The organism is Ureibacillus terrenus (assembly GCF_006569205.1).
GTDB lineage: Bacteria > Bacillota > Bacilli > Bacillales_A > Planococcaceae > Ureibacillus > Ureibacillus terrenus.
In genome coordinates, this window is sequence record NZ_VIGD01000021.1 from 15,973 (window position 1) to 36,215 (window position 20,243).

The following is a 20,243-nucleotide window of genomic DNA, read 5'->3' on the forward strand; positions in this document are numbered from 1 at the left end:
AAAAAGCTGGATAAAAAGTTTTCCTCTTTCTATCCAGCCCAACTAATTACAGGAATTTATCCTTGGTTATAGAAAATTTTAAAACGTTTACATAGAAAAGGAGCCTTGCCTGAAGGCCCCCTTTTCTTTTCTATTTTTATTTTGCTAAATCAGTCACATATTCATTCATTTGGCTTTCATCAAATCGGTGTTCCCATTTTGACATGACGATCGCTGCCAGGGAGTTTCCGACTACGTTGACCGCAGTACGGGCCATGTCCAGGATACGGTCGATTCCTGCAATGAAAGCCAGTCCTTCCAATGGAATTCCGACAGATCCCAATGTTGCCAACAATACGACGAAGGATACACCAGGCACGCCGGCAATTCCTTTTGAAGTTACCATTAACACAAGCACTAATGTCACTTGTTCAGCAATGGATAAATCGATGCCGTACAATTGTGCAATAAAGATCGCCGCGATGGATTGATATAATGTGGAACCGTCCAGGTTAAATGAATAGCCTGTTGGAATCACAAAGGATGTAATATCCTTTGGACAACCAAAGCGTTCCATTTTTTGCATAATGCGAGGCAATACCGTTTCGGAGCTGGATGTGGAGTAAGCCAAAATCAGCTCGTCCTTTAGAACTTTAATCACTTGGAAAATATTCACGTTGACGATTTTGGCCGTAATGCCCAATACGACGATGACGAAGAAAATCATCGCACCATAAACAACGACGACTAATTTTCCAAGCGGAATCAATGATTCCAATCCAAATTTTGAAACGGTTACAGCCATCAAGCCGAATACCCCGAATGGAGCAAATTTCATCACCAGGTTTGTTACCCAGAACATGGCGTCCGCAACCCCATGCGCAAAAGCAAGGACCGGTTTCCCGCGTTCACCGATTGCTGCAACTCCTAAACCGAATAATACGGAGAAGAAGATTACGGACAACATATCGCCTTGTGCCATGGAATCAATAATGTTTGTCGGCACAATTCCGACGATTGTATCGATAAAGCCTCCTTCATGTTCCACTTTTTCCGTCGTTTCCACATAGGAGGAAATATCCGTTTGTTCCAATTGATTCATGTCGATGCCGTCACCTGGTCTGAATATGTTTGTGACAAGCAAACCAAGGATGATGGCAATCGTCGTGATGATTTCAAAATAGATCAATGTTTTCCCGCCAAGGCGGCCGAGTTGTTTCAAATCCCCTGTTCCAGCAACACCGACAATTAACGTCGAAATGATGATTGGTATAACAATCATCTTAATCAAGTTTAAAAAGATGGTACCAAGCGGTTTTAAATAAGTTTCGACGTTTGGATTTCCATAAAAAATAGCCCCTACAACAATCCCCAATACTAGCGCAATCAAAATTTGCGAAGCTAAACTCAGTTTAAATTTCTTTCTCAAAAAACTCACCCCTTGTTTAAATAAAAAAATAAGCAAGTTTATATTAATTAGCCACTTACAAAATCCGACAAAATCCTATAAAAATTTTTTTAATTAACTTTATTGACAATATCTGCAAACAACACCTGGATGAATTTTTTGATATTTATTTTCACTTTTCTTTCTTCATTGTTCTTAATTTGGCTCATCAGTTTCCGGATTTCCGTAAATTCAAAATAGCGCGGGGCATAATATTCAAATTCTGAGTTTGTATAATCTACTAAACCCAGGTTCGCCAGGTTGATCATCGCTGCCAAGATGGTGCGGCGAATGCGTTGTTCGATTGATTTGCTTTCCTTTATGATTTCATCAGGGGTGTTTTTTGTCAGTTTAGCAACGCGTTCATACAATTCTTTTAATGGGGGCAGGGGAGTGTTTCTTTGCTTGTCCATCATCAATAATTCAATGATCTTTGTTATATCTTCGCTTCCCACTTCCCCAACGATTCCCATATCATTCAAGATGCTTAATACATGGTCGCGGGGAGATTTCTTTGAATGCTGGATGGCCGGTGATTCGATATTGGAGAGGGATTCGCGTATAACTGAAATGGAGGTTTTTAGCCGGTATTGTTCCTCCGTTTTTCTTAGTACCATCTCCACTTCCACTTTATTGATCGGCTTATGGATAAAAAACTCAATGCCTTTTTCATAAGCCTGGGCCACCATTTCTTTATTGATTACTTGGGAAATCATGATGAATTTTCCGTCATAATGATTTTCCCGCAGTCGTTCAATCGTTGATAATCCATCCAGTTTGGGCATTAATAAATCAATGAGCACAAAGTCCGGCTGCAACATTAGAACTTGAGGAATTGCTTCTTCTCCATTCGAAGCTTCGCCAATGACGGTTCCAAGTTGGCTTTCTTCAATAATTTGAGCCAACATCGCACGGCTTGCCCGATCGTCATCCACTATAAAGTACCTCATGGCACGTCTCCTTTTTGCAAATGTTGAATTGGAATATGAATGGTAAATTTGGTTGTTTGATCGCTTTCAACATGGATGGTTCCATTGAGTTTCTCAACGATTGCTTGAACATGAGATAAACCGATGCCTGTCGAAGGCACCCCTTCACGATTGTATTTTGTCGTAAATCCTGCATCGAATATGACAGGAATCAAATTCTCCGGAATTCCCACGCCTGTATCTTCCACTGAAATGATTACATCATCTTCCCCGGTATTAATCGAAATATGAATGACCCCTTTTTCTTCAATCGCCTCCACGGCATTGGCGACTAAATTGTTGATAAGGGCAAGCAAAGGGATATGCTCATTGGTTCGGAAATCTTCATTATAGGAAATCATGAAGTCAATCTGTTTGTTTAACATTTCACTGTATTTTTCATTTGCTTCTTTTACAAATTGGAGCAATTCGGAAATGAAATAGGCATCCAATGGTTCCATGTTTAGAATCTTTGATAATCCGGCATAAATTCTTTGTTCATCTTTCTTAACCTCGTGAATTTCTTGGGCAATATTAAGGGCTTTCATGCTTAACGTAAGGTCGATATTTTTTAATTCATCATACAAGCTATAGCTCTCTGCCGTGATTTTCTCGATTTCATTCATCGATTTTTTTAAATATAAAGCTTCCACATAAAGGGTGGAAATGAAGTTTAACAACTGCTGCACTTGCCTTTTCTGTTCCTTTACCGTGATGGAACTGTAAATCCCAACAACAAAGAAACTTCTTAGTACGGCAACGAGCAGAAGCAATAAAACTTCCTTAATGGTTATGGGTATGTTGGTTATAAAAAAGGAAGTGGTTAATTGTTCAATAGAGTTGCTTGCAAATTCAATAATGGTTACCCAACTTGCCAATAAAAAAGGTTTCGATTTAAACTTCTCGAGTTTGATCATGTGTAAGCCGAGCGCAAACAAGATGTAAAAAAGACCCGCCGGCAGGTGGGAAATCAGTGAACTGGTAAAAGCGCTTTCATAAATGAACACATCCAGCATTGTTCGAAAAAGCGCGATGACCATTCCGGTGGCAAATCCCGCATAAATCAAAGGCAAAGGGCTGATTAATGCTGCCAAAAAAAACATGACGGTACCCAATCCAAACCGGAAAGGGGCCCCTTCAAAAGGGATTACTTTCACTTCGCTGGCAACCGCTGTGATGATCGCAACGATAAAGATCAATAATGCATCATTTCGATCGATGAATTTTTTTTGTTCCATTATAGACCCTCTGCAAAGAATAGTTCTTTCATTATTCTAATCTAAAGCAGGTAGAAAATAAAAAAATTTGATAAAATAAAAAACCACTACTGAAGCAGTAGTGGTTGGAATTTCTTATGTATGGTGGAGGAAGAGGGATTTGAACCCCCGCGCGGGTGTGACCCGCCTGTCGGTTTTCAAGACCGATCCCTTCAGCCAGACTTGGGTATTCCTCCATTTCGACAGCAAAAAATATATCATGGTATTTTCAATATGTCAATAAATTAATATCAACGAAAAATAATTCAAATAAAGGATAAGAAAGGTTGTACTTGTTGCAATTTGAAGAATCGCCAGAACAAAACATTGCAATTTCCCGTTTACATGGGGTATACTTATTTATGCCGTGCTAGGTGGGGAGGTAGCGGTGCCCTGTAACTCGCAATCCGCTCCAGCGAGACTGAAGTCCTTTTTGAGGCTGTATGCATGTAGGGTTTGCCTCTTGCACGTAGCGTTGACGGTTGGGTCCCGCGCAATGGGTAGCCACGAACCATGTCAGGTCCGGAAGGAAGCAGCATTAAGTGGTTTCACCCATGTGCCGTGGGGCAGCCTGACCCGAGCTGGCGACAAGAGTAGCACCTATGTGCTGCAGTCGAGAAAAGGTGCACGGCTTCTATTATGATGATTTGCCGATCTGGCTTTTAAATACAGGAATGAAAAGGTTGCAGAGACCTTAAAGTTGGGTTTCTGCAGCCTTTTTTTATTGCTATTCAAAGGAATCTTGCTCCATACAATCGAACAAACTCTTAATAAAGATTTAATATTTTCTAATTAATTTATAATTTCCGCAACTATATGCTTGAATAAACGTACTAATCTATAAAGAATGAAAAGAAAAGGAGATGTGAACGTGTGTATAGAAACATACTGATTTTCATCTTGATGTTTTTTTTCAGCTTCTTTGTTCAAATTGAAACGGCACGTGCTGCACCGCAATTGGACGTAAAAGCCGAGGTCGGTGTAAACAATACCATTAAACTGTACGAACCGTTGCCTTTAAAATTGACGATTACGAATAACGGGAGCGCCTTTTCCGGCGATTTGGTGATTGATGCATCCGTCACGTTTGCAGCGGGATCTGCACTGGTTTATCCGTTGGACCTCGCGGAAGGTGAAACGAAAACATTAACGATTTATGTAGATGGTTTTTCAGATGATTATTTATATAGTTCCCAGAATGAAAGTCTTTTTACCTTTTATGAAGGCGGCATTGAAAAAGGGAAAGTAGTCGATTTTACAGGAGATAAGAAGCCGCGTTTCCGTCATTTTTTAGCTGACGATTCCATTTTCATTTTCACGTATACAGAAAACAGCGACCGTTTGGCGGCCTTATTGCGTTTGAAGCAGTATCTTCAAAATGAAAATATTGAAATTTTTCATCTGAACCAACTTCCCGGATATGAATTCCCGGAAGACTACAAAGGTTTTGCCATGGCGGATTTATTTATAGTGGATGAATTGAGTATAGCGGATTTACCGAAAAAAACACAGGAAGCTTTATTTGAATGGGTTGAAAAAGGGGGAACCCTTCTCGTTGGAGCGTCAGAGCAAGTAGAACGTTCCATGGGGATATTTAGCAGCCACCTTCCTTTGAATCTGACCAGCGAGAAAACCATCGTCACGCAAGAGGCGTTGAATGTCTTATCAAAAGGCGGCATATTTACGGAAGGCATTGAAGTGTTCCGGGCGACTGAACGCGAAGGCAGCCAAAGAATCCTGGCAGACGGGGATACTTTACTTGCTTCATCCATGGATTTGGGACAAGGGAAAATCATTCAAACAACATTTTCGCTGGGCGACCAACCGCTGTCTACAATGGACGGATATGGAAAATTATTAAACGAAATGCTGCAGCTGCAAACAACTTTTTCGAAATGGAGCAGAGGGAATTATTTAGACTCTTTATCTTATGAGCTTGGAAGTTTCAACGAATTATTTCCGTCTTTTAAAGTCAACACATTCATTGTTCTGATTACGATTATTCTCTATATGTTCCTTGTCGGGCCGGTCTTATATCTTTTATTGAAAAAATTAGATAAGCGGGAGCATGCATGGTGGTTAATTCCTGTTATTTCCATTGTATTGACTTTGGCGATATTTTTGATCGGGGCAAAAGAACGCATTTTGCAGTCGCAAATCAATCAATCCGCTTTTTATAAAGTGAATGGAAATAACTTGTCAGGTTATTATGTGGAATCCATTTTAACGAATCGGAACGGGGATTTTGTGTTTACAATGGATGAACATACTTCCGGCTATGCAACAAGAGACAATGATTTTGGCGTTTCAGGGAGATTGCATGAAAAATCCTATATCAAAAAACACGGAGACGGGTCCAGCATCCATTTGCGAAATTTGAATTATTGGTCTGTACAATCAATCATTGGGGAAACAACGATTCCGGATGCGGGAAATTTTGATATCGATTTGACAGTGACTGAGTCCAGAATTCACGGAACAGTAAAAAACAATTTCCCGTTTGCGGTTAAAGATGCAACGATTTGGTCCGGATCTCAAGAGATCAAAATAGGGGACATTCAGCCCAATGAAACGGTAAAAATTAATAAAAAACTGAACAGTTCCATTCTGTTAAAACCGGTTGCATATGCCACTTATTGGGATGAGCCGAGAAATGTGGAAGAGCTGATTCCAAAAAGAATTGAACAACTAAAATATCAATCTGTATATTTAATCGATGAAAATCATCCGGTGTTAATCGGTTGGGTGGAAGATCCCCTCGTCGGCATCCAATTGGACGGAAATGCGGAAGTAAATCCGATTTCGGTGATTCTTCAAGAATTCCAGCCGAAAATGGAAATTAAAGGGGAGTTCAAAGTCAATGATAGCATGATGGAAATGTGGGTATATCCAGTGGATGACGGATATGCCGAGTTGACCGACGAACTATCGAATGAATATTTGATGAGCCCGGGTGATTATGAATTCCAAATTGTTGTTCCGGAAGAATTATTGAACGAGAAATACCAATTAAAGGAAATCAAAATCCGAAATCGTGAAAAGAACAATTTAACAATGTCCATATGGAATTTTTCGACAAGCACTTATGAAGAAATTCAGGATCGGGAATGGGCCATCAAAGAAAATCTTCAACACTATATTTCCGAAAACCGGGAAATCAAAATGTTATTAAAAGTCGGCGGAGATCAGGATGTGCAAATCCATTTACCTGCGTTAGAAATCAAGGGGGTGGCGAAAGAATGATTGAAATCCAAAATCTTACGAAGAAGTTTGGCGATTTTAAAGCCCTTGACGGTTTGAATATGACAGTAGGGGAAGGAATTGTTTTCGGCTTTGTCGGTGCCAATGGGGCAGGAAAAACGACGGCTTTTTCCATTCTTGCCACCCTTCTTGCGCCAACCTCAGGGGATGCCTTCATAGACGGAAAAAGTGTTGTGAAAGAACCGCAGGAAGTGCGGAGAATCATTGGCTACATGCCTGACTTTTTCGGTGTATATGACCAGCTGAAAACAGATGAATATTTGGATTTTTACGGAGCTTGCTACGGAATTCCGGAAAGAGAACGGAAAGTGTTGATTCCGCAACTGTTGGAACTCGTTAATTTGTCAGATAAACGATATGAGTATGTGGATTTGTTATCCCGGGGGATGAAGCAGCGGCTATGTTTGGCCCGATGCCTGATCCATGATCCGAAAGTGCTGATTCTGGACGAACCGGCTTCCGGTCTGGACCCGCGCGCAAGGGTGGAGATGCGGGAAATCATCAAGCATCTGAAAGCTATGGGAAAAACGATTTTAATTTCATCCCATATTTTGCCTGAGCTTGCGGAAATGTGTGATGAAATCGGCGTCATCGACAAAGGGAAGTTGATCACCCAAGGAAATGTTGAAGCGATTCAGGCCCAATTGCAAGGTAATCGGCATATTACCGTGAAAGTTTTAAATGAGGTTGAAAAAACGGTGAAGTTTTTGGAAGAAGATCCGTTTGTATCATCCATTGAGGTGATGGAAGGACACGGAGAAATAACATTCATTTATAAAGGGTCAAAAGAGGAACAAATGCAATTATTGCGAAAAGCCATTACAGCGGGACTTTCCATTTATGCGTTTATGGAAGAGGAAAAAGATTTGGAAGATGTGTATATGGCCATTACGAAAGGAGCGGATACAAAATGAAGGGGATCATCTTTAATCCTGTATTGTTGAAAGAACTGAAATTGCGTTTCCGCACCTTTAAAAGCTTCTCCGGCTTAATGTTTTATTTATCGGTGTTAATTATTTTTGTATCAGGCTTTTTGCTTGTATTCACCGAATTTTCATTGACGGGATTTTTCAAACCGAGCGAAAGTTTTATGATGTTTTCCGTTATTTCTGTTTTGCAAATGGGCCTTGTCATGTTCATGGCGCCGGCGCTTACTGCCGGGTCCATCAGTACGGAGCGCGAGAAACAAACATTAAATATTTTGCTGACGACAACCCAAACCTCTGCGCAAATCATCGTCGGAAAGCTGTTGTCGTCGGTGGCATTCCTTATTTTAATGCTCATTGCCGGACTTCCGCTTTATAGCATTGTATTTTTATTCGGAGGGGTGTCTCCATGGCAATTCATCACCATGTTCTTCTATTATCTGGTGACGTTGATCGCCATTGGGAGCATAGGAATCATGATTTCCACCCTTACGAAAAGAACGATTGTTTCGATGATTGCGACTTACGGCACAATGGTCTTTTTAGGATTTATTACCTTATTCTTTTATTTCATCGGTTTATCTTTAGAACAGTTGTTCATAGCGCAAAATCCTAATACAGCACCATTTTCGCCGATCACCTATTTTTGGGCGAGCATTAACCCGGGGGTATTAATTGTTACATTGCTCAGCCCTGATATCAAGAGTGCGCTGACGGAATCCGTCGGCATCAGTTTTCCGAATTGGATTATTTATTTAATCTTTTACGTGCTGATTACGGCATTAAGTTTAACCATTGCAATCCGCAAATTGCGGGCAAATATGAAAACGAACCGTTAGGGGTGGGAACGATGGATCGTCAAAAATACTTAATGAAATATATAAATCGGGCAAAACGGAGTTTAAATGCGGAGAAAATGCTGCCTTTATTGCAATACGGCGTTTTTCTTTCATTGGTGTTCACTTTGGCGATCCTGTTCGTTTCCCGATTTTTTGTTTTCGCCTATTATGACGAAATCGCCTTGGCTGTTGCCTGTGCCACGATTGTTGCAACGGCCGTTTATATGTGGTGGAAGCGCGTCCGAACAAAGGAAGCATTGCGGAGATTGGATGATTTTTACCCATTTAACGAACTGGTAACGGCTTTATCTTTCAAAGAAAATGAACATCCATTGGCCGATTCGATTATGGACAAAGCGGTAAAGGAATCGGAAAAGGCTTTTGAACGTTTTAAACGCCGCACGAAACAATATTGGCGTCCAAAGGCTTTATTTGGTATTTTGATTGTTTCGATCATCACGGCCGCTTTATGGATTTTCCCTTCTGAAACGCAGCAGGAAGCGCAAGTGGTTGAAAAGGAACAGGAAGTCATCAGGGATATCAAAAAGGAAGTGGCGAAATTAGAAAGAAAAGCCGAATCCGAAGATGTAAAAAAGGAATTGAAAGAGCTGCTTGGAAGGTTGAAAGAAGCGGAAACCCCCGAACAGGCTCTCCGGGAAGTGGTGAAAAAGCAGAAAGAATTGAAATTGCAGGAACAAAAACTGCAAGAAAAAAGGCTTGCTGAAAACGCGGATGGGTCAGGATTGACGGAAGGGGAACTGCAGAAGCTGAAAGATCTTGCGGAAGTGCAAAGTTCTCTGGCCCAGCATGCATTAAGCACCCAGAAAGCCATAAGCAAACTTGGAGCGCCTCTCAGTTTCGAGTTGCAAAACACCATCGGCAAAATGATGGAGGATGCCCAAACCGGCTCGAAGAACGGGAGTACGTCCAATCATCAAACAGGAAATTCCAATACAAACCAAGGGAATAATAATCAGCAAAATAATGGTCAGCAAGGCCAGGGAAGTACCGGTTCGGGGAATAACCAGGGCCAAGGAAACACCGGATCGAATAATCAAGGTCAGGGAAGCACCGGATCAGGAAATAACCAAGGCCAATGGAATACCGGTTCCGGAACCGGCCAGGGCCAAGGAAGCGGTTCGGGAACAGGCGGGCAAGGCTCGGGAAGCGGGTCTTCTGCTGGCGGCGGTGCAGGAAAGGGATCGGGAGGGCGCACTCTTCTCTCAATTCCTTCTGAACGGTTGGGCGAGAGACGTCCACCTACCGTGGATGGCGGTCCGTTGGGGCAAGGAAATCCGGCAGGCGAACAAAAAGGGCAGGTACCGGTAACAAAGGGAACCGTTCGAAGCTACGAAGAAGTGATAGGAGCTTATGAAGAGAGATATATGCAAAGCGCCAAACGAATGCAACTGCCGAGAGATTTGCAAAATGTAGTGGAATCATATTTTTCATCGTTACAGTCTGAACAATAGGGGGAATTCGTTTGTATAGTGAACAGCAATATGTGGAAATGGCTGAACAATTGCAGCGGGTAAGGGAGGAAATTGGAAAATTCATAGTCGGCCAGGAAGAGGCGATCGAATATACCCTGTTCTCCATTTTGGCGGATGGCCATGCGCTGCTTGAAGGATTGCCGGGGATGGGGAAGACGATGCTGATCCGGACCATTTCAAGGGTTTTGGATTTATCTTTTTCCCGCATCCAATTTACGCCGGATTTGATGCCCGCTGATATTACGGGGACGAATATCATCCAGAGGACAGAAAGCGGAAGACAGCAATTTGAGTTTCAGCCGGGCCCGATTTTCAGTCAAATGGTGTTGGCCGATGAAATTAACCGCGCCACACCGAAAACGCAGAGCGCTTTATTGGAGGCGATGGGTGAAAGAACGGTGACCATTTTGGGTGATTCGAAACCCATGGCGAAACCGTTTTTCGTGTTAGCGACCCAAAACCCGATCGAGATGGAAGGAACGTACCCTTTGCCGGAAGCGCAAATGGACCGTTTTTTATGCAAAATACTTGTTCCCTATCCAAGCAAAGAGGAGTTAATTGAAATTGTCAAACGGACAACGGGAGCGCAAACCGTTCAGTTGGAAAAAGTGATGGATGCAGAGCGCTTAATGGCAGCGCAGCAAATGGTCAAGGAAGTATTGGTGGCTGATGAAATGTTGGAATATGCGGCGGATTTGGTGGTGGCAACCAATCCAAAAGAGGACAATGCTCCTTCTTTTGTGAAGCAATATGTCTTGTACGGAAGCGGACCGAGGGGATTCCAAAGCATCATCAAATTGGCCAAAGCCCGCGCGGTATATAACGGAAGATTCCATGTGGCCCTTGCGGATATTAAAGCTGTGGCAAAACCGGCATTGCGCCACCGGCTGCTTTTGAACTATGAAGGGGAAGCAACGGGAAGAACAACGGATGAATTAATAGAAGAAATTTTAAATCATGTTCCCCAGGGTGCTTTATCATGAATTCATTCATTTTAACGGAAGATTTCATTTCAAAATTGGTGCGCTTGTCGGTGGCCACATCTTCGAAATTGAGGGGTCAGCACAAAGGCTCCCACCGTTCCCACCGCTTCGGCTCTTCCCTGGATTTTTCCGACTATCGGGAATATGCCATGGGTGACGATGTGCGTCAAGTGGACTGGAATGTCTACGCAAGGACGGAAAAATATTTTATTAAGCGGTTTTTGGATGAACAAGAAATGAGAGTGCATATTTTGCTGGATTCTTCCCGTTCGATGGGGGAAGAGAAGAAGTGGCTGTTTGCAAGGCAAATTGCCAGTGCCTTGGGATTCATGGTGTTAAACAGGGACGACCGGCTTTCTTTTTCCGCTTTGGAGGAAGAAATTATCTTTAGAAAAAAAGGGGCGGCCTATCGGAAAGCCTTTTTGCAAATGGTGGCAAACATGCCGGATGCCTCTTTTAAAGGAAGTTTTGCAAGGAACGGAATAAAAGCTTTGCCAAAAGACTGCACCGTTCTGTTTGTAGTGACGGATGGTTTGGAACCTTTGGGGGAATGGGAACATTTTTTCCGCAAGCTGCCCCATTTTTCGGGCGATGTCCGCTGCATTCAAATCGTGACGGAAGAAGAATTGCATCCGCCCTATACAGGAGACATCCGGCTGATTGATGTGGAAAGTGACGAAGAATTGAATGTTTCGATGTCAAATAAAGTGCTGGAAGACTATCAAAAGGGGCGCGAGCAGCACGAAAAGGCTTTCCACGCCATCTGCAGCCGCTTCGGCATTAAAACGATCCAATTGGTGGCTGATGATGGGATTGAACGGGCGGTTTTCCATCATCTTCTAAAGAATCGGTGGATACAGTGAGGTGATTTGCATTGGGGTTTAGTCAATTGACTTTTTTATGGACCATCATCTTTCCAATTATAGTTCTTTTATATTACTTTTTTCGAAAGAAATATAAGGAACAACAAGTTTCATCCACTCTTTTTTGGGAACAAATCATGCAAGAAACCAATGTATCACCTTACTTAAAACATTTGCAAAGGAATGCGCTGTTTTATTTGCAAATGTTGGCGCTGCTTCTTTTTGTGCTCGCATTGATAAACCCTTATACAAAGACGAAGGAAATCAGCGGGGAACAAGTGATATGGATCGTGGATACATCCGCCACCATGCTTGCCGGAAAAGAACAATCCACCTTTGAAAAGCACCGCAAAGAAATGCTTTCCCTTGTCAATGCAATCGGGGAAAGGCCCTTGACCATTATTACTACGGGAAACGAACCGAAAGCAATTCTGCGTCAGGAAACCAATGTAAAAAGAATCGAAAAAGCCATCGATGAGTTGGAAGTCACATATGAGGAAGAACAATTACCAAAAGCCATTGAAATGGCGAATGCTTTTGTAGGTGATTTGCCGACGACCATCTATTTATTCACAGATGCGGTTTCCCGTTCAGATTTGCCGGTCGAAAGCGACCATGTGAAATGGATTGTAAAAGGTGCGGAATCCGGACTAAAAAACGTGGCAATCACCCGTTTTGCGGCAACCAATGCAAACGGAGAGACGGTTGCTTTGCTGCAATTAAAAAATGAAACGGAAACCAATCAAACGGTCCGCCTTTCTTTTTCCGATCAAAATGGGGAAGAATTGTTGGAAAAGACGATTACTTTAAAGTCCAAAGAAGAAGCGGCCTATACATTTGAAGCTTTGCCGGAAAGAGATGCGCTCATTGCAATGATTCAAGTAAACGACGATTATGAAGAGGACAATTCCATGGTAACGATGGTCGGAAGCGATCCTTACCAAATCGCGGTGGGACAAGATATGCATAAACTGGTGCAAATCGGCTTTCAATCGTTAGGGCTTGATGTGAAAATTGTTCCGGATGGGCAATTGAAATCCTTGAAGGATACCATTGTCGTGACAAACCGGACAGAACTTCTTGAACGGAAGGAACCGATTGTGTTAATTGGACGGAATGATGAAACGGAAAGTGAAGTCAGCGGGAAAGTGGAAGTGTCGGAAGATGAATTGTTCTCATTCAGTTCGTTGGAAGATGTGTATGTCAGCGCCGTTTACCCGCCTTTCGAAAATTTCAAAACCATCGCAAAGGTGGACGGCAAGCCGTTGATTCAACGGTCGCCGAAAGGAGATATCATCATTCTGACGGACATCCAATTGACCGATTGGCCGCTTGACCCTTCCTTTCCTTTGTTTTTGTGGAGCGTCCAAAATGAGCTGATGGAAGGGAAAACTTCATTGGGAATTTTCACTCCAAATGAACGACGTGCTGTTGCCCTGGTTCCGGAGGATTGGTCCATTTACACGCCGGATGGGGATTATATTTCTTCCTTCGAACAACCCCATGAGTTCCGGGCGCCGGCAAAGCCCGGGTTTTATGTAGTCCGCTCCGAAGAAGAAGAAAAACCGTTTATTGTCCAATTGCCGCAGAAGGAACGGACGATTCAGGATGGTACCAGCTTTGAGCTGGGAAGAGTGTTGGGCGGACAGGAAGAGGTAAGGAATGAATCCTTGGCGAAATGGATTGTGCTCATCATTTTATTGTTGCTTGTCATTGAGTGGGAGGTGCAGAGAAGACGTGGATTTGCGAATTGATTATCCAATATTCCTGCTATTAGCCATTCCGCTCTTGGGGTATTTTATTTGGACATGGCGAAAACATCGGGCTTCCTTGAAAAAAGAACATAAAACGGTTTTCATTCTTCGGATGATCGCGGCTGCCACGCTCGTATTTGCCCTCGCCTCCCCTTATGTATTATTGCCGGTAAAGGATGAACAGGTATTGTTCCTTATTGACCGTTCGGCTTCAGTGGAAGGCACTGAAGATGAAGCTTTGAAGTTCATTGAAGAAAGTTTGAAAGCGAAGAAGGAACACCATTCGGTGGGGATTTATTCCTTTGCCTCAAATTTTCAAACAGAGGCGATTTTGTCAAGGACGTTGGAACATGCTTCAACCTTAAGCGATATCCGCGGGGTGGATGAGACCGATATCGAACAAGCTTTGCAATTGGCATCGGGCATCGTTGATAAAGACAAAGCAGCGCGCATCGTTCTTCTAACTGACGGACGGCAAACAAAAGGTGAAGCATTGGAAAGCATTGCGAAAATGGCCGGTTCAAAAATTTCCGTAGATGTGGTTCCGATTGGAAGAAATATTGAACATGACGTCTCCATTCGGAGCTTTACGACCCCAAAAGTGGCGTATCAGGGAGAAGAACAGCAATTGGTGACGGAAATTGAATCAACCAAAGATACATTAGGCGAGCTGCTCATATATGAAAACGATCAGCTGATTATGAGGGAAGAAGTTCAGCTGCAGCAAGGAAAAAATGTTTTCACCCATCGTCATAAAGGAAGCCAAGAGGGATTAGTGAAGTATGAAGCAGTGATTCAAACGGATGAAGATGCCGTATTAGAAAATAATAAATTGACGAGCATGACGAATATCCGGAGCACTCCAAGGTTATTGATTGTCACTAATCAAGGAAAGGGTTCTGCCATCGCGAAAATATTGAATCCGTCTGCCATTCAGTTTGAAGAGGTGGCTGCCGAAGAATTGCCCAGCTCTTTATCCAATATCCTGAAGTATGATGCCATCATTTTTGACAATGTCCCTGGTCATCTTGTCGGGGAAGCGAAAATGGGTGTCATCGAGCAGGCAGTAAAAAATTTCGGCGTCGGCTTTATGATGGTCGGGGGAGAAAACAGTTTTGGCCTGGGAGGTTATTTTAAAACGCCCATTGAACGGTTACTGCCCGTTGAAATGGAAGTGCAAGGGAAACAACAAATACCGTCCTTGGGGCTTATTATCGTGCTTGACCGTTCAGGCAGTATGACCGGTATGAAAATGGAATTGGCCAAAGAGGCCGCAGCGCGTTCCGTTGAGCTGCTCCGGGAGGAAGATACGTTTGGATTGATTGCATTTGACGATCAGCCGTGGGAACTTGTTGGAACAGGGCCGATCAAAAATAAAAAATCTGTGGTCGAAACCATCATGTCCATACCGCCAGGCGGGGGAACCGAAATTTATCCGGCCCTTTCCTTGGCCTATAAAAATTTGAGCCCTCTGAAATTGCAGCGGAAACATATCATTTTATTAACCGATGGCCAGTCATATTCGACCGGAAGTTATGAAGCTCTTATTGAAGGCGGAAAAGAAAATTTGATTACGTTGTCGACCGTTGCCATCGGGGATGACGCGGATCGGAATTTATTAGAATATTTAAGCGAACTTGGGAGTGGAAGGTTTTATGATGTAGTAGATGAAACCTCGATTCCATCAATTTTGACCCGAGAAACGGCGATGATGTCCCGGACTTATATTGAAGACAATCCTTTTTATCCGGTTATCCATCATGCAGAAGGCTGGAATCATTTGTTTGAAGAAGGCGTTCCGCAGATGAATGCTTACATTGCAACAACCGCAAAAACGGTCGCCCATGTGATTGCGGAAAGCGAAAAAGAAGATCCGGTGCTTGCAGAATGGCAATATGGACTGGGGCGGACGATAGCCTTTACATCCGATTCCACAGGAGCCTGGACCGGGGATTGGGCGAGGTGGAACCGGTGGGGTGATTTTTGGCATACAGCCGTTTCCAGATTGCTGCCTGCATATAACGAAATCGCTTATGACATCCGGATGGATGGGGATGGAACATTTATCATCACCGATCCCGCTAATCAGGCGGCTTTTCTAGACGTTGCTGTAGTAGATGAAGCCGGGAATGAATTGGATGTCCAACTGGAACCCGTTTCCGCAGGCAAAATACGGGCAATCGTTGACGCCAAGCCAGGTCTGGTGTTCTTCAGAATCTCAAAAGACGATGATGTGTTTCAGGCGGGATTAACGGTCCCGTATAGCGCGGAATATGAACTGCAGCCGCCAAATGAGGATTTGCTGAAAGAAATTGCCGAAAAAACAGGAGGCAAGATTATTAAAGAGCCGCAGGAAGCTTTTCGTGCATTTAAGGAACAAGGGACTGCCCGCCAAAGCATCTCTACTTTTCTGATCCTTGTTGGTTTATTGTTGTTCTTTATTGATATAACGATTCGGCGATTTGGATGGACCTTTATTAAACAAATCGGAAAACCAAGGAAAGTTGTTGCAACGAAAGTTGCAGAGGAAGAAACAAATGTGGAACGAATTTTAAAAGGAATGAGGAAGAGATAATTTTCTTTTCGCATGTATGATGAAAGAAGGGATTAGCGGAGGCGGCGTCATGCTGGTGGCGCCATCTTCCATCGTTTTATAATTGTTTTTTAAACGCTGAGAAGTGGTATAATGTAGCTACGAGAACGTCGTAAGCAAAAAGGAGAGGAAATCGTTGACATATCAAGCATTTTATCGCGTTTACAGGCCGCAAAGCTTTCGCGAAATGTCCGGTCAAACCCACGTAAAAAGAACGCTTCAAAATGCTCTCCTGGCAAATAAAACAACCCACGCATATTTGTTTTCCGGCCCGCGGGGCACAGGAAAAACAAGTACAGCCAAAATTTTTGCTAAAGCATTAAATTGCGAAAAGGCGCCGACGAACGAGCCTTGCAATGAATGTCCCACTTGCCGAAGCATCACGGAAGGTTCACACCCGGATGTGATTGAATTCGACGCCGCCTCCAATTCCCGCGTTGAAGAAATCCGCGACATCATTGAAAAAGTAAGATTTGCTCCAGTAAATGCCCGCTATAAAGTGTATATTATCGACGAAGTGCATATGCTTTCTACGAGCGCTTTCAATGCTTTGCTGAAAACATTGGAAGAACCGCCAGCCCATGCGGTGTTTATTTTGGCAACCACTGAACCGCACAAATTGCCGGCTACCATCATTTCACGCTGCCAGCGCTTTGATTTTAAACGCCTTTCTTCCAATGATATTGTGGAACGGATGAAATTGGTGTTGGAGGATATTCAACTGCCTTACGAAGAACAGGCGCTAAAAGTCATTGCGCAAGCGGCAAACGGCGGGATGCGTGATGCGTTAAGTTTATTGGATCAAATCGTATCCTTCAGCGGGGAGAAGCTGACGCTTGAAAACGCTTTGCTGGTAAGCGGTTCCGTGAGCCAAGATGTGTTTTATGATTTAGTGTCCGCTTTAAAAGAAAAGGATATCGCCCATGTACTTTCTTTATTGGAAGATTTGATAGCGGAAGGGAAGGATCCGCTCCGTTTGTCGGAAGACCTGATTACATTTTTCCGGGATTTGTTATTGCTGCAAACGAGCGGGAATTTGGAGGAACTGTTGGAACTGATTACACCTGAAGAAAAATTTGCGGAGTTATCCCGGGAATTTTCATCCGATACCCTTTACAAATGTATTGATATCCTTTCCAAAACCCAACAAGATATGAGGTTTTCTCATCATACAAAAGTGTATTTGGAAACCGCTTTATTGAAAATGACCCAAATTTCAAATTCGGGTGCAAAAGGCGCGGTGCAAGCGGATTCCGCATTACTTGATAAAGTAGCCCAATTGGAGAAATTGGTCCTTCAATTAAAAACGCAAATTGAAAGCGGTGCGGCGGTTTCCCAGGCAAATATGCCGGCCAAAGAAGAGATCCGCCCAAGAACAAAAATTGTCAATGGATATAAAGCGCCCGAGGGAAGAATCAAAGAAGTGTTAAAGCACGCTACGAAACAAGATATCATCCAGGTGAAAAACGCCTGGTTCCCTGCCTTAAACCAGCTTCAAAAATCGCAATCGGCGCTTTTTGCGGAAGCCGAACCAGTTGCAGCATCTTCTAGTGCATTTGTGATAAAATTCAAGTATGATATACATTGTCAAATGGTTGCTGAAAACAGAGATCTCACTACTGCCTTTTCCCAAGCGCTTTTTCAACAAACTGGAAATATGTATGAAATTTTGTGCATTCCGGAACGGCAATGGACCGTTTTACGTGAAAATTTTATCCGCGAGAGCGGATTAAATCTTAAAAAAGCTAATAATGCGGAGAACAAGGTTCAGGAAAATGTTTCCGAAGCGCCATATATTGACGACATGAAAGATATGGAGTCGGAAGACCCGATTGTGAAAGAAGCGGAAAAAATGTTTGGAAAAGATTTTGTGGAAGTAGTGGAAGATTGATGATTTTCAGCATAACTTAAAGAATGCCAATAAAGGAGGACGTTTTAGAATGCGTGGAATGGGTAATATGCAGAGCATGCTGAAAAAAATGCAAAAAATGCAAAAAGAAATGCTTCAAGCTCAAGAAGAATTAAATGCAAAAGAATTTGAAGGAACTGCTGGAGGCGGAATGGTAAAAGCGACAGTCAACGGGGAACGCAAAGTTTTGGATATCAGCATCGATCCTTCCGTAGTGGATCCGGAAGACGTGGAAATGCTTCAAGATTTAATTATCGTTGCAATTAATGAAGCATTGAAGAAAGTGGAAGAAGAAACTGCTGCAACAATGGGCAAATTCACTCAAGGATTAAACCTTCCGTTCTAGGAGGTCAATTTAAATGTATTATCCTGAACCGATATCAAAGCTCATTGATAGCTTTATGAAATTGCCAGGCATCGGTCCGAAAACTGCGGCTCGACTGGCATTTTTCGTTTTAACCATGAAGGAAGATGAGGTATTATCCTTTGCGAAAGCGTTAGTGGATGCAAAGAGGGATTTGACATATTGCTCCATATGCGGGCATATAACTGATGTGGATCCTTGCCATATTTGTACCGATCAAACCAGGGATGTTTCAACGATTTGTGTTGTACAGGATCCAAAAGACGTGATCGCCATGGAAAAAATGAAGGATTACCATGGTTTATATCATGTATTGCACGGGGCCATCTCGCCGATGGACGGAATCGGTCCTGAAGATATTAATGTAGCTTCATTAATCAACCGATTACAAGATGAGAGGGTCAAAGAAATTATTTTGGCGACGAATCCAACGATTGAAGGGGAAGCGACAGCGATGTATATTTCACGTCTTGTAAAGCCCTCGGGAATCCGGACAACACGCCTCGCCCATGGACTGCCGGTAGGTGGCGACCTGGAATATGCTGATGAAGTGACGTTATCAAAAGCTTTGGAAGGGCGGCGTGAAATATAAGGTGGGCTTATTCAGTCGAAAAGGAAAATTAAAAAAAGAATTTGATGAACAATTAATGCGTTTGATGCAAGAAACAAAAGATGATTGGAATTACGCAAAACAGCTGGAAGAATTGACGGAAGATTATAATTTGGATATCATTGCCCAAAGCAAAATTGCAGAAAGTCTTCATTTTTATCTGTTCAAAGAAGCGCGCATCCGAAGAATAATGCTGCGTCATGACAAATAAAAGGAGCATTGGGGATGCGGTTCAACTTGAAAATGCAGTTTTAATAAAATGAGATGTAAAATTATTGTTTTTGTGAAAATAATACTAAGAGTAGCCGTAATAGCATATGTTTCCAATGTACGTGAATTCGGAAGGAGATTGGATGGGTACATATTTGGGTCTGGGTGCTATATGCGTGCTACTCATTGTTTTCCTTATTACAGGAAAAAAGCTGGATTATGGGATTATTATTGAGAAATTGGCGATTTTCTGGTTTCGGCTTGCATGTTCGTTTGCTTTTTTATATTTGGCCCACATTACATTTGACGGCTTTGATATTGTCATTCCGGTGAACTTTTTTTCGGCTCTCACTATTACAATTTTAGGATTTCCGGGTGTATTGTGCATTGCAGTATTAACTTTATTACAATAAAATGTTCAACAATTATTGCATCTTCTCACTTCACTTGTTATAATAAATTTCCCTTTGAGAAATAAAAAAGTTAAAAAGTATTGACACTAATAAAGCAAATCAGTTAAAATATAAAAGCTCGCTAAAAAACAAGCAAAAAAATACTTGAAATAACAAAAAAACGTGATATAATATTTAAATGTCACTACAAATTTACTAAATGAACCTTGAAAACTGAACACCAAAGCGTTGATGCCAGAAACAATTCCGGTTTGCCGGCCCCGTCGGCGGACCGGATTCGGACAAACAATTTGAGCGAAATCAAATTCTTTTTGGAGAGTTTGATCCTGGCTCAGGACGAACGCTGGCGGCGTGCCTAATACATGCAAGTCGAGC

16 protein-coding genes, 1 tRNA gene, 1 rRNA gene and 1 other RNA gene are annotated in these 20,243 nt (G+C 42.6%); 15 read left to right on the plus strand and 4 right to left on the minus strand.

Going from position 1 to position 20,243, the window contains the following annotated elements:
* Positions 1–136: 136 nt before the first annotated feature.
* The 4 genes from gltP to FKZ59_RS12770 form a co-directional block, all read right to left on the minus strand.
* Positions 137–1,408 carry a glutamate/aspartate:proton symporter GltP gene (gene gltP, locus FKZ59_RS12755; RefSeq protein ID WP_141603141.1) on the minus strand — a complete coding sequence of 424 codons (1,272 nt, stop codon included), beginning with the start codon at positions 1,406–1,408 and terminating at the stop codon, positions 137–139.
* Positions 1,409–1,497: 89 nt separating this feature from the next.
* The gene (locus tag FKZ59_RS12760; RefSeq protein WP_141603142.1) at positions 1,498–2,376 is read right to left on the minus strand and encodes a response regulator; all 879 of its coding nucleotides are present in this window, start codon (positions 2,374–2,376) and stop codon (positions 1,498–1,500) included.
* The gene (locus FKZ59_RS12765) at positions 2,373–3,632 is read right to left on the minus strand and encodes an ATP-binding protein (protein ID WP_141603143.1); all 1,260 of its coding nucleotides are present in this window, start codon (positions 3,630–3,632) and stop codon (positions 2,373–2,375) included. The genes FKZ59_RS12760 and FKZ59_RS12765 overlap by 4 nt, the downstream gene beginning before the upstream one ends.
* A gap of 121 nt (positions 3,633–3,753) precedes the next feature.
* Positions 3,754–3,847: transfer RNA gene (locus FKZ59_RS12770), tRNA-Ser, on the minus strand.
* 168 nt (positions 3,848–4,015) lie between these two features.
* Here FKZ59_RS12770 and ffs point away from each other — a divergent pair.
* From ffs to FKZ59_RS12845, 15 genes are all read left to right on the plus strand, one after another.
* Positions 4,016–4,281, plus strand: an RNA gene (ffs, locus tag FKZ59_RS12775) — signal recognition particle sRNA large type.
* Positions 4,282–4,523: 242 nt separating this feature from the next.
* Positions 4,524–6,893, plus strand: a complete 2,370-nt coding sequence (locus FKZ59_RS12780) for a COG1361 family protein (protein ID WP_141603144.1) — start codon at positions 4,524–4,526, stop codon at positions 6,891–6,893.
* Complete coding sequence (locus FKZ59_RS12785) at positions 6,890–7,825, plus strand: ABC transporter ATP-binding protein (protein WP_141603145.1); 936 nt, start codon at positions 6,890–6,892, stop codon at positions 7,823–7,825. Before FKZ59_RS12780 ends, FKZ59_RS12785 begins: the two co-directional genes overlap by 4 nt.
* Positions 7,822–8,676, plus strand: a complete 855-nt coding sequence (locus tag FKZ59_RS12790; protein WP_141603146.1) for an ABC transporter permease — start codon at positions 7,822–7,824, stop codon at positions 8,674–8,676. Before FKZ59_RS12785 ends, FKZ59_RS12790 begins: the two co-directional genes overlap by 4 nt.
* A gap of 11 nt (positions 8,677–8,687) precedes the next feature.
* Positions 8,688–10,148, plus strand: a complete 1,461-nt coding sequence (locus tag FKZ59_RS12795) for a hypothetical protein (protein ID WP_141603147.1) — start codon at positions 8,688–8,690, stop codon at positions 10,146–10,148.
* A 38-nt stretch (positions 10,149–10,186) separates the two neighbouring features.
* On the plus strand, positions 10,187–11,152 hold the full coding sequence (locus tag FKZ59_RS12800) for an AAA family ATPase (protein ID WP_141603157.1): 966 nt from the start codon (positions 10,187–10,189) through the stop codon (positions 11,150–11,152).
* Positions 11,146–12,015, plus strand: a complete 870-nt coding sequence (locus FKZ59_RS12805) for a DUF58 domain-containing protein (RefSeq protein WP_141603148.1) — start codon at positions 11,146–11,148, stop codon at positions 12,013–12,015. Before FKZ59_RS12800 ends, FKZ59_RS12805 begins: the two co-directional genes overlap by 7 nt.
* 26 nt (positions 12,016–12,041) lie before the next feature.
* Positions 12,042–13,769 (plus strand): vWA domain-containing protein, encoded by a 1,728-nt coding sequence (locus tag FKZ59_RS12810; protein WP_246045892.1) that lies wholly within the window; start codon positions 12,042–12,044, stop codon positions 13,767–13,769.
* Positions 13,753–16,344, plus strand: a complete 2,592-nt coding sequence (locus FKZ59_RS12815; protein WP_141603150.1) for a VWA domain-containing protein — start codon at positions 13,753–13,755, stop codon at positions 16,342–16,344. The genes FKZ59_RS12810 and FKZ59_RS12815 overlap by 17 nt, the downstream gene beginning before the upstream one ends.
* A gap of 154 nt (positions 16,345–16,498) precedes the next feature.
* Positions 16,499–18,253 (plus strand): DNA polymerase III subunit gamma/tau, encoded by a 1,755-nt coding sequence (dnaX, locus tag FKZ59_RS12820; RefSeq protein ID WP_141603151.1) that lies wholly within the window; start codon positions 16,499–16,501, stop codon positions 18,251–18,253.
* 49 nt (positions 18,254–18,302) lie between these two features.
* Positions 18,303–18,617, plus strand: a complete 315-nt coding sequence (locus tag FKZ59_RS12825) for a YbaB/EbfC family nucleoid-associated protein (protein WP_141603152.1) — start codon at positions 18,303–18,305, stop codon at positions 18,615–18,617.
* A 13-nt stretch (positions 18,618–18,630) separates the two neighbouring features.
* Positions 18,631–19,227 (plus strand): recombination mediator RecR, encoded by a 597-nt coding sequence (gene recR / locus FKZ59_RS12830; RefSeq protein ID WP_141603153.1) that lies wholly within the window; start codon positions 18,631–18,633, stop codon positions 19,225–19,227.
* Positions 19,217–19,456, plus strand: coding sequence for a YaaL family protein (locus FKZ59_RS12835; protein ID WP_141603154.1), 240 nt, complete (start codon positions 19,217–19,219; stop codon positions 19,454–19,456). The genes recR and FKZ59_RS12835 overlap by 11 nt, the downstream gene beginning before the upstream one ends.
* Positions 19,457–19,598: 142 nt before the next feature.
* Positions 19,599–19,868, plus strand: coding sequence for a pro-sigmaK processing inhibitor BofA family protein (locus FKZ59_RS12840; RefSeq protein WP_181733295.1), 270 nt, complete (start codon positions 19,599–19,601; stop codon positions 19,866–19,868).
* Between the two features lie 308 nt (positions 19,869–20,176).
* A 16S ribosomal RNA gene (locus FKZ59_RS12845) occupies positions 20,177–20,243 on the plus strand; the annotation flags it as partial.

Bases quoted from the DNA above. Each gene is read 5' to 3' on its own strand.
- recR (WP_141603153.1), top strand. From the start codon at position 18,631: ATGTATTATCCTGAACCGATATCAAAGCTCATTGATAGCTTTATGAAA.
- FKZ59_RS12790 (WP_141603146.1), top strand. From the start codon at position 7,822: ATGAAGGGGATCATCTTTAATCCTGTATTGTTGAAAGAACTGAAATTG.
- FKZ59_RS12785 (WP_141603145.1), top strand. From the start codon at position 6,890: ATGATTGAAATCCAAAATCTTACGAAGAAGTTTGGCGATTTTAAAGCC.
- FKZ59_RS12800 (WP_141603157.1), top strand. From the start codon at position 10,187: ATGGCTGAACAATTGCAGCGGGTAAGGGAGGAAATTGGAAAATTCATA.
- FKZ59_RS12840 (WP_181733295.1), top strand. From the start codon at position 19,599: ATGGGTACATATTTGGGTCTGGGTGCTATATGCGTGCTACTCATTGTT.
- FKZ59_RS12765 (WP_141603143.1), bottom strand. From the start codon at position 3,632: ATGGAACAAAAAAAATTCATCGATCGAAATGATGCATTATTGATCTTT.
- FKZ59_RS12795 (WP_141603147.1), top strand. From the start codon at position 8,688: ATGGATCGTCAAAAATACTTAATGAAATATATAAATCGGGCAAAACGG.
- FKZ59_RS12760 (WP_141603142.1), bottom strand. From the start codon at position 2,376: ATGAGGTACTTTATAGTGGATGACGATCGGGCAAGCCGTGCGATGTTG.
- FKZ59_RS12825 (WP_141603152.1), top strand. From the start codon at position 18,303: ATGCGTGGAATGGGTAATATGCAGAGCATGCTGAAAAAAATGCAAAAA.